This is a genomic window from Candidatus Methylomirabilota bacterium, from assembly GCA_036001065.1.
Taxonomy (GTDB): Bacteria; Methylomirabilota; Methylomirabilia; order Rokubacteriales; family CSP1-6; genus MNEF01.
The window spans coordinates 1-9,566 of the sequence record DASYUQ010000151.1 but is presented as its reverse complement, the minus strand read 5'-3'; the positions used below and the strand labels follow the sequence as shown (position 1 = coordinate 9,566).

Sequence of the window (9,566 nt, the reverse complement as noted above, 5' to 3'; positions counted from 1 at the left end):
CGCGCTGGGAGGCGTGTCGTTCGACGTGCGGCCGGGCACCATCACCAGCCTCATCGGCCCCAACGGCGCGGGCAAGACTACGGCGTTCAACGCGATCACCGGTTACCTGCGTCCGAACACGGGCCGCGTCACCTACCAGGGCGCGTCGCTGACCGGGCTCCGCCCCTCCGCGATCGCCCGCCGCGGCGTCGTCCGCACCTTTCAGAAGACCAGCGTCTTCCCGGCGCTCAGCGTCACCGACAACGTGATGATCGGACTCCACCTGCGGGGAACCGCGGACGTGGCCAGCGCGCTGGTCGGCCGGCGGCGCGTGCGGGAGGAGGACGCGCGCCTCGCCGCTGACGCCGAGGCGATCATCGCGTTCGTGGGGCTGGCCCCCCGGCGACGCGAGATCGCCAGCAGTTTGCCCTACGGCGAGCAGCGCCTGGTCGAGCTGGCCCTGGCGCTGGCCGCCCGGCCGTCCCTCTTGCTCCTCGACGAGCCGGCGGCGGGGATGACGGCCGCCGAGAAGGACAGGGCGAGCGGCCTCATCCGCAAGATCCGCGACGGTGGCATCACCGTCCTTCTCGTCGAGCACGACATGCGGATGGTCATGGGGATTTCCGACACCGTCGTCGTGCTCAATCACGGCGCCGTCATCGCCGAGGGTCCGCCGGCCGCGATCCAGTCGCATCCCGAGGTGATCCGCGCCTACCTGGGGTCCGCCGCTGCTCCGGCTTGAGGGGGTGCAGGCGGCCTACGGTCCCATCGCCGCGCTGCGCGGCCTCGACCTCGAGGTTCGCCAGGGTGAGCTGGTCTGTCTCATCGGCGCCAACGGCGCCGGCAAGACGTCCACGCTGCGGGCAATCTCGGGCCTCCTGCGCCCCGCCGCCGGGCGGATCGTCTTCGACGGCCGCGAGATCCAGGGGCGCGAGCCGGCCGATATTCTGGAGGCCGGCCTCGCCCACTGTCCGGAGGGGCGGCGCGTCTTCCCCTACCTCACCGTGCAGGAAAACCTCGAGATGGGCGCCTACGTCCGTCGCCAGCGGCGGGCCATCGCCGAGGACGTCGAGCGCGTCTGCGCTCACTTTCCGATCCTGGGGGAGCGGCGGCGTCAGATGGCGGGCACGCTCTCGGGTGGCGAGCAGCAGATGCTCGCCATCGGACGGGCGCTGATGGCGCGGCCGAAGCTCATCCTGTTCGACGAGCCGTCGCTGGGGCTGGCCCCCACCGTGGTGGAGACGACGTTCGCGATCATCGCCGACATCCGGCGGAGCGGCACGACCGTGCTCATGGTCGAGCAGAACGCCTACCTGGCGCTGCGGATGGCCGACCGCGGCTACGTGATGGAGACGGGCCGCATCGTCCTCGAAGGCCGCGGGGCCGACCTGTTGGGGGACGACCACGTCCGCCGCGCGTATCTCGGCGGCTGAAGATCGGCGGGGGCCTCTGCGGCCCCCTCCGAGGCCTCCCCCACTGATTGCGCCGGCAAAGCCGGCGCTCGAACGAGGCGCGCGCGGAGAGACACGACGTCGCCGATCACGATCACGACGGGCGGCTCCAGGCGGGCTTCCGCGGCTCGGGCGGCGATGTCGGCCAGGGTGCCGGTGACCGTCTGCTGCCCGGCCGTCGTGCCCGCGCGAATGAGCGCCACCGGGGTGTCCGGCCGGCGTCCGTGAGCCACGAGCCGGCTCGCGATCTGCGGGAGGCTCGCGGCGCCCATGAGGACGACGATGGTATCGACGGCGGTCGCCAGGCGGGCCCAGTCCACCCCGGGGCCCTGCTTGCATCGATCCTCGTGGCCGGTGACGACGGCGAATGAGGAGGAGAGGCCACGATGGGTCAGCGGGATGCCGGCGTAGGCGGGGACCGCCACCGCCGAGCTGACCCCGGGGACCACCTCGAACGGAATCCCCGCCCCCGCGAGCGCTTCGGCTTCCTCGCCGCCGCGGCCGAAGACGAAGGGGTCGCCGCCCTTCAGTCGCACGACGCGCCGGCCGCGACGCGCGTGGGCGATCAGGAGCTCGTTGATCTCGGGCTGAGGAAGCGTGTGAGCGCCGTTCGCCTTGCCGGCGAAGATCCTGAGCGCCCGGGGCGGGGCCAGCTCGAGCAGGCGCGGATCGACGAGGCGGTCGTAGACGATCACGTCCGCCCGCCGCAAGAGTCGCCGGCCCCGCAGCGTCAGCAGCCCGGGATCACCGGGGCCGGCGCCGACGAGCGCGACTGCCCCTCGGCGCATCAGGCCGCTCCCAGACGCTCGAGCAAGCGACGCTTGGCCGCCTCGGGCCGGCCCGCGGCGACGAGCGCTCGCAGGTCGGGGCCCAGGGCGCGGTTCCACGTCTCCGCATCGGGCGAGCGCTCACGGGCGCGGAGCTCGCGCCGGACCTCTCCGACGATCTCGGCGAGCGTTGCGTAATCATCGGTCAGGTAGGCCTCCAGCTCCTCCCGCACGGCGCGGGCCAGGGCGGGGCTGGTGCCCCCCGTCGCCACCGCCACCGTGAGATCGCCCCGGCGGAGGACCGAAGGGAGGATGAAGTCGCAGTGGGCGGGATCGTCGGCCGCGTTCACCCAGACACCGCGCTGCCGGCCATCCCGGGCCACGGCGGCGTTCGCGGCGCCGTCATCGGTGGCGACGAAGGCGAACTGATGGCCCCGGATGTCTCGGGCTCGGTAGGTTCGCCCGAGGTGCCGAATACGGCCCTGGCGGACCCAGGCCGCCAGGCGCGCGGTGAGCGTGGGGCTCACGACGGTCACGCGGGCTTCGACGCGAAGCAGAGCGTCGACCTTGCGCTCGGCCACGTCACCGCCGCCCACGACGAGCGCGGGTCGCTCGCGCATGTCGACGAAGATCGGATAGTACCCCATCACCGCTCCCCCTCTGGTGGCTGGATCTCCCACAATGTCCCGTGGCCCTCCTCCACTTCGCGGACGACAGCGGGGACGAACAGCTTCGCGCCGAAGACGCCGATGTCCAGGGCCCCGGCGCCGTGGCGAAGCGCGTCGGCGTAGAGGGCCCCGGCGACGCGCTCGGCGAGGTCCTCCAAGAGCATCGTCCGATCGCGCTGGAGCACCGAGAGCACCAGCTCTTCCAGGAAGGTCCGGGGTGGCCGCCGGGGAACGGCGCGCAGGCCGACGCGGCGACCGGAAGAGTCGGCGATCTTCTCCGTCTCGCTCGCCGCTGGGCTCATCGCGTCCCTCCGGGGCCGACGGGTTCTCGTCCAGAGCACGACCCGGCTCCGCGCATGGTCACCGACTCTGCGCCCACTCGGCGAGCACCGCCGCCACCTCTGGCCGCGTGAACTCCGGCGGCAGCGGATCGCCGCGTCGCAACAGCTCGCGAACGCGCGTGCCCGACAGCGCCACGCGATCCGCCCCCTGGTGGGGGCAGGTCTTGGTCGAGGCCACCGCGTCGCACCGTCGGCAGAAAAAGGTCTCGAAGAAGAACAGCGGCTCGATGCCGAGCTCCTCCCGGCCGAAGGACCGGAGGAGATCGTGGGCCGCGTACGGGGCATAGTAGCTCCCCACGCCGGCGGCATCGCGCCCGACGATGAAGTGCGTGCATCCGTAGTTCTTGCGAACCAGAGCGTGGAAGGCGGCCTCGCGGGGCCCCGCATAGCGCATGGCGCCGGGAAACACCGCCAGCGCGATGCGCTCGGCCGGAAAGTAGTGCCGCACGAGGGCGCGGTAGCAGAGGAACCGGACGTCCGACGGCACGTCGTCGAGCTTGGTCTTGCCCACCAGCGGGTGGATCAGCAGCCCGTCCATCAGCTCCAGGGCACACTTCTGGATGTACTCGTGGGATCGATGGATGGGATTCCGCGTCTGGAACGCCGCCACCGTGCGCCAGCCCCGCTCGCGGAAGAGAGCGCGGGTGGCGGCGGGATCCAGCCGGAACTCCTCGAATCCGCCGAGCGGCGGTTGCTGGACCAGATCGACCGGGCCGCCCAGCAGAACCTCGCCGCGTCCCATCAGATAAGCGACGCCGGGATGCGCGAGGTCCTCGGTCCCGTAGACCAGGCGCGCCTCTTCGCGCCGGTCGTAGTCGTACCTGTCCTGGAGGTGCAGCAGCCCCAGCACCTCTTCCCAGGGCGCGATCAGCGCAACCGGTGATCCCTCTTTCAGGCGCCGAGCAGCGTCCTGGTCGACGGCGAGCGTGATGGGGAGCGTCCACACGACCCCGCTGGCCAGGCGCATTTCATGGACGACCCGCCGGTAGTCGGCCCGGCCCATGAAGCCCTCCAGCGGGCTGAAGGCCCCGGTGGCCAGGAGCTCGAGGTCGGACATCGCGCGGGCGTTGAGCGAGATCTTCGGCAGCTCGGGGGCCCGGGCGATCGCCTCGGCGCGGGCCTCGCCCGCCAGGACCCGGTTCACCAGCGCGCCGCCGTGCGGCGGGATCAGGTCGGCGGCGGGACGCGAGTGAGCCCCGGCCATCAGGCGGCGCCGCCCGTCGTGGGGTGCAGGACGCCGACCCGAGCCGGGACCCGATGACGTGCACGGCTCCGGAAGAACGCCCGCAGGAGGTAGGCGTCGATAGCGACCGCCGCGATCCAGATCCCGTAGGCGGCGGGGCTCGAAGCAGGGACGAGACCGACGAGAGTCCGCGAGAGCCCGAACCCTACCACCCAAGCGTCGAAGCTCATGCACACCCGACGAAAGGTCTCCGCATCGAGGCGTCGCACTAGCGCGGCGCCGAGCGGGATCCCGATCAGGACGCTGGGCACGATCGCCAGCAGGAGACCCATGCCGGGGGCGCTGTAGAGTCCGAGCAGGAGATAGGCGATGGCCGTCAGGGTGGACTCGGCCACCCGGATGAGGCCGAGTGCGGCCCGAAACTCCTGTTTCACGAATCCCTGGTTGTTGAACAGCAGCGCCAGCGGAGGGCCGGAGATCGTGGTGACGGAATAGAGCACGCCGACGCCGGCCCCAAATGGGACGCCCACCGCGCTCTCAGCGCGCACGGGCCGCCTCACTCCGGCGGCCTGGAGCAGGATCAGCGGAAGGAGGGCGGCGAAGACGTAGAGCCTGAGCCAGGCGGGGTCGAGCGAGGAGAGGAGCCAGGCCCCGGCGAGAATGCCTGGCACCAGGCCCACGAAGAGCGGCAACACCCGCCGCCAGACTACGGGGACGCTGCGCCGGCTGATGACGAGGACATAGCCGTTGATCACCGTCTCGACCAGGACCAGCGCCGGATTCAAGATCCGACTCGGGTAGAACAGCAGCGCGACCGGAACGGTGATCGAGGAAAAGCCGTGGCCCAACGCGCCGTTGACGACCGCGGCCGAGAGCGTGATCAGCGCCAGCGTGGCCAGCTCAACGCTCATCGCTTCGTCACGTGGAGCCCGCACTCCTTCGTGTCCGCGCTCTCCCACCACCAGCGCCCCGCGCGCGGATCCTCGCCGGGCTCGACGGCGCGCGTGCACGGCGCGCAGCCGATGCTGGGGTAGCCGCGGTCGTGCAGCGCGTTGTAGGGCACGTCGTGAGCGCGGATGTACGTCCACACCTGCTCCGACGTCCAGTCGGCCAGCGGGTTCAGCTTGATCAGCCCACCGTGCTCCGGGTCCACCTCGACCTTGCGCACCTGGGCTCGCGTCACCGCCTGCTCCCGGCGGAGTCCCGTGATCCAGGCGTCGAGGCCCCGCAGGGCCCGGCCGAGGGGTTCCACCTTGCGCACGCGGCAGCAGAGCTTCCGCTTCTCGATGCTCGTGTAGAACAGGTTGACCCCGTGCTCCCGGGCCATCGCCTCGACGGCGTCGGCCTGGGGGAAATAGACCTCGACGGCCAGACCGTACCGCTCGCGGATCGCGTCTATCAGACTGTAGGTCTCAGCGGGCAGACGCCCGGTGTCGAGCGTGAACACCCGCGCCGTCGGCTCGAGCCTGACCAGCATGTCGATCAGGACCACGTCCTCGGCGCCGAAGCTGGCCGCGAGCCCGATCCGCGGATGAAACTCGCCCAGTGCCCAGGCCAACAGCGCCTCGGCATTCTTCGTCTCCAACGCTTCGCGCTGCGCCTCGACCGCCTGCGATCGGTCACGCACCGCCATGGACACGCTCCTCCTGGGTCAAGTGGTCGGCGATCCGGTGAACGAGCGCGCCCATCGTCCCCTTGTCGGCCCGAATCCGCGGCGTGATGTCGTGCTCTCTCAGCGCCGCCTCGCAGACCGGACCGATGACCGCCACGATGGCCCGCTCGCGCAGCGCCTTCAACAGTTGGTCGCGCAGGCCGATGCGCTCGGCCACCAGGGTGAGATGCTTGATCTGGGGCGAGCTCGTGAAGGCCACGACGTCGACGCGCCCGTCGACGAGGTCCTGGACCAGGCGGACCAGCGGCCCCTCGTCTTCGGGCAGCGCCCACTCGTAGAGTGGGATCTCGAGCACGGTCGCCCCCCGCGCCACCAGACCCTCTACGAGGAACGGGTTGTCCTCGCCGTAGAGCTGGACCGCTACCGTCGTCCCGCGTAGGTCACGGCCGGCGAGCGCGCTCAGGAGTCCTTCCGAGGTCGGCTCCGAGGGCACCAGGTCGACCCTGACTCGCGCCTCGCGGAGCACCGCGATCGGCTTGGGCCCGCGCGCCACCACGACCATCGCCCCCAGTGCCTGGAGTAACGCCTCACGCTGGCCCACCGTGGCCGCCAGCTCCAGGAACGCCCGCGTCCCCACGCCGGTCAGGAAGAGAATCAGGCCGACCCCACCCCGGCAGATGCGGTCGAGCACCGCCAGCGCGGGCCCGCGGTCGCGCCGCGGGACCTCGCGCAGCGCCGGGGCGGAGTACGGCACCCCACCGAGCTTCGTGATGAGGGCGGTCAACTCGGTGGCGCGACGGGCCTCCGTGATGGCAATGGTCTTTCCGCGAAGTGACGACATACTCTCGCCGCCGTCAGCCGTCCACGCCGTGAGGCGGGCGTCCCGGCGAAGGGTCGCGCGCGACCGCCGCCGCTTCGTGCCCAGCGAGAAACTCGCGCAGCTCCTGGTCCGTGTGCCGGGCGCTGAACTGCCGGAAAGTTTCCCCGTGCCGGCGCTCGGCGAGGTAGACCGTGAGCAGCCGCTCGATGGCGTCGGCCACCTCCGTGGCGGCCACGCGGTAGCCGACCGGGCGGGCCTTGGCCTGGTGCCTGCCGACGGCGCCCCCGACACAGAAGTAGTAGGCGTCCACCAGGGCCCCATTCACTTTCACCTTCTTGCCCTCGATGCCGAGATCGGCGATCCAGTGCTGACCACAGCTGTTCGGGCAGCCGGTGATGTGGATCTTCAGGTGCTGATCGAAGCCCGGCAGCCGCCGCTCCAGCTCGTCCACGAGCCCGCGCGCGAATCCTTTGGTCTCGGTGAGGGCGATCTTGCAGAACTCGCTCCCGGTGCAGGCGATCGTCCCCCGCCAGAACGGAGATGCCTCCAGCCGGAGCCCGGTCGGCTCCAGCTCGTCGGCGAGCCCCCGGACCCGGTCGCGCCGCACGTTGAGGACAAGGAGGTTCTGCATGTTGGTCGTGCGCAGCTCACCGGTGCCATAGCGGTCGGCCAGGTCGGCGACGGCCCGTAGCTGGGCGGGGGTGACCCGCCCCCGGAGCACAGCCAGGCCCGCATAGACGTAGCCCGGCTGCTTCTGGGGACGGATGCCCACGTGGTCGCGGTAGACGTCCTCGGGCGGATCCTCGGGCGGCGCCGGGTCGAGCGCGAAGCCCACGCGCTCCTCGAGCGCGCGCAGCAAGCGCTCGGCCGTCCACCCGTGGGTGAGGAACAGGAACTTGAGCCGCGCCTTCTCGCGGCTCTGCCGCAGCACGTCGCTGTCGCGGAAGATTTCGGAGATCCCACGGATGACCGGCAGGACCTGATTCCAGCGCACGAATGCGTCGAGCCGCACTCCGAAGTGGGGATCGGTGGAAAGCCCCCCGCCCACGCGCACGGAAAACCCGATCTCGCCCGAGCGGGGATGCCGGAGCGCCGTCATGCCGACGTCGTTGATCTCGGGGTAGGAGCACCACACGCGGCACCCGGTGACGGAGATCTTGTACTTGCGCGGCAGGTTGTAGAACTCGGGGTTGCCGTTCAGCAGGCGCGTCGCCGCGTGGACCAGCGGCGAGGCGTCCACGATCTCGTCAGCATCGACGCCGGCCAGCGGGCAGCCGGTGACGTTGCGCGTGTCGTCGCCGCACGCCCCCATCGTCGTGAGCCCGGACCGCCACAGGCTCTGGAAGATGTCCGGAAGCGCCTCCACCGTCACCCAGTGGAGCTGGATGTTCTGTCGGACCGTGATGTCGGCGACGCTCCGCGCGTGGCGCTCGGCCAGGTCCGCAAGGGTCCGCACCTGATGGGACAGGAGCATCCCGTTCGGAATTCTCAGGCGGACCATGAAGTACGGCGTCGCGCGGCCCTCGCCCCCCTTGCCTCCGACGGCGCCGACGCCGTCACCCTGCGTGTAGATGCCCCACCACCGGAAGTAGGTGTTGAGCCACTCGGGGGGAATCGACGCGTAACCCTCGCGGGCGAAGCGCACGATCTGGTCGTACGCCTCCCACGGGTTCACCTCGCGCTTGAGCCGCTCGACTCGCTGGGCCTTGGTCTCGTGCTGGACGACGTCGCTCATGGCTGTGAATCGCATAAATACATTTCCGGATCGGAAATGTCAAGAATGAATACAGGCCTGATCTTCCGGTGCCTTACGTAGATCATCGGAGAGGTCTAGCGAGCGATCGGCAGGTCTTCCCGGTTCCCCCACTCCGCATCTCTCCTTCTGGTTTCTCGGTAATCACTCCGGCGCCTCGCGAGCGACACTTCAGGAATTCCAGTCGGTCTAGGAGAAGCTCCCAGGGAGCTCGCTCGGGCCCAGCCAGCAACTTAGCGATTTAATTGCGCTTTACAGTGGCAGCCGTCTTGCTGGTGTATTTGCACCAAGGTGATGTCGTTAAACGGGGGTGCGCGGTGAACCGACTCGAGGAAACCGGATTGTTTCAGGCTCTCAGCCGGGCCGGGGACGGCGCGCTCGTGGCCGACACCAGCGGGCGAATCGTCTACTGGAATCCCGCGGCTCAGCGCCTGCTCGGGTGGGGCGCTGGCGAAGCCGTCGGCCGCCCGTGTTGCGATCTTCTCGAAGGCCGCGACGGCAACGGCGAGCCGGTGTGCCGAGACGACAGTCCGGTGATCGCGGCCGCGCGCCACGGTCAGCCGGTCGAGGATTTCGACATCTGGACGCGGACCAAGGCGGGGCGGCTCATCCGGCTCAACGTGAGCACCCTCGCCGTCCCGTCGGAACGCAGCGCCGGCACGCTCACGATTCATCTGTTCCGCGACGTGACCGGGCGCGCCCCGGCGCGGCGGAACGGCGGTCACGCGTCAGAGCCGCGCCCCGAGACGACGCCGGCATCAGGTCCACTGACGCGCCGCGAGCTCGAGGTCCTGCGCCTTCTGGCGACGGGCACCAGCACGCGTGCCGCCGCGGACCGCCTCGGCGTGAGCCTGGCCACCGTCCGCAACCACGTGCAGAATCTCCTGGGCAAGCTCGGCGTGCACAGCCGCCTGCAGGCAGTCGCGCACGCCACCAATCACGGCCTGCTCTAACCCTTCCCCGGCATATCCGAAATCGCCGCGGACGCCTAG

The 9,566-nt window shown here is 70.5% G+C and carries 11 protein-coding genes; 3 read left to right on the top strand and 8 right to left on the bottom strand.

The genetic code is table 11. The annotated features are described in order from the left end of the window. Positions 1-721, top strand: a 721-nt coding sequence (locus VGV13_14995; GenBank protein ID HEV8642401.1) for an ABC transporter ATP-binding protein, incomplete at its 5' end; no start/stop codon positions are given. Positions 722-725: 4 nt separating this feature from the next. After that, a complete protein-coding gene (locus VGV13_14990) occupies positions 726-1,412 on the top strand; it encodes an ABC transporter ATP-binding protein (protein ID HEV8642400.1) in 687 nt (228 codons plus the stop codon). Here the strand turns inward: VGV13_14990 and cobA are convergent. From cobA to VGV13_14950, 8 genes are read right to left on the bottom strand one after another with little or no spacing between them, the layout of a single operon-like run. After that, the gene (gene cobA / locus VGV13_14985; GenBank protein ID HEV8642399.1) at positions 1,319-2,218 is read right to left on the bottom strand and encodes a uroporphyrinogen-III C-methyltransferase; all 900 of its coding nucleotides are present in this window, start codon (positions 2,216-2,218) and stop codon (positions 1,319-1,321) included. The genes VGV13_14990 and cobA overlap by 94 nt on opposite strands. After that, positions 2,218-2,844 carry a bifunctional precorrin-2 dehydrogenase/sirohydrochlorin ferrochelatase gene (locus VGV13_14980; protein ID HEV8642398.1) on the bottom strand — a complete coding sequence of 209 codons (627 nt, stop codon included), beginning with the start codon at positions 2,842-2,844 and terminating at the stop codon, positions 2,218-2,220. Before VGV13_14980 ends, cobA begins: the two co-directional genes overlap by 1 nt. After that, positions 2,844-3,167: a hypothetical protein gene (locus VGV13_14975; protein HEV8642397.1), complete on the bottom strand. Its 324-nt coding sequence runs from the start codon at positions 3,165-3,167 to the stop codon at positions 2,844-2,846. The genes VGV13_14980 and VGV13_14975 overlap by 1 nt, the downstream gene beginning before the upstream one ends. Before the next feature lie 58 nt (positions 3,168-3,225). Beyond that, complete coding sequence (gene sat / locus VGV13_14970; protein HEV8642396.1) at positions 3,226-4,410, bottom strand: sulfate adenylyltransferase; 1,185 nt, start codon at positions 4,408-4,410, stop codon at positions 3,226-3,228. Then, positions 4,410-5,300, bottom strand: coding sequence for a sulfite exporter TauE/SafE family protein (locus tag VGV13_14965; protein ID HEV8642395.1), 891 nt, complete (start codon positions 5,298-5,300; stop codon positions 4,410-4,412). The genes sat and VGV13_14965 overlap by 1 nt, the downstream gene beginning before the upstream one ends. Next, complete coding sequence (locus tag VGV13_14960) at positions 5,297-6,022, bottom strand: phosphoadenylyl-sulfate reductase (GenBank protein ID HEV8642394.1); 726 nt, start codon at positions 6,020-6,022, stop codon at positions 5,297-5,299. The genes VGV13_14965 and VGV13_14960 overlap by 4 nt, the downstream gene beginning before the upstream one ends. After that, positions 6,009-6,842, bottom strand: coding sequence for a uroporphyrinogen-III synthase (locus VGV13_14955; GenBank protein ID HEV8642393.1), 834 nt, complete (start codon positions 6,840-6,842; stop codon positions 6,009-6,011). Before VGV13_14955 ends, VGV13_14960 begins: the two co-directional genes overlap by 14 nt. Before the next feature lie 13 nt (positions 6,843-6,855). Further along, positions 6,856-8,556 carry a nitrite/sulfite reductase gene (locus VGV13_14950; protein ID HEV8642392.1) on the bottom strand — a complete coding sequence of 567 codons (1,701 nt, stop codon included), beginning with the start codon at positions 8,554-8,556 and terminating at the stop codon, positions 6,856-6,858. Between the two features lie 275 nt (positions 8,557-8,831). Here VGV13_14950 and VGV13_14945 point away from each other — a divergent pair, with 275 nt between their 5' ends. Next, entirely contained in the window at positions 8,832-9,527 is a 696-nt protein-coding gene (locus tag VGV13_14945; protein ID HEV8642391.1) for a LuxR C-terminal-related transcriptional regulator, read from the top strand. The last annotated feature ends 39 nt before the right edge of the window (positions 9,528-9,566 follow it).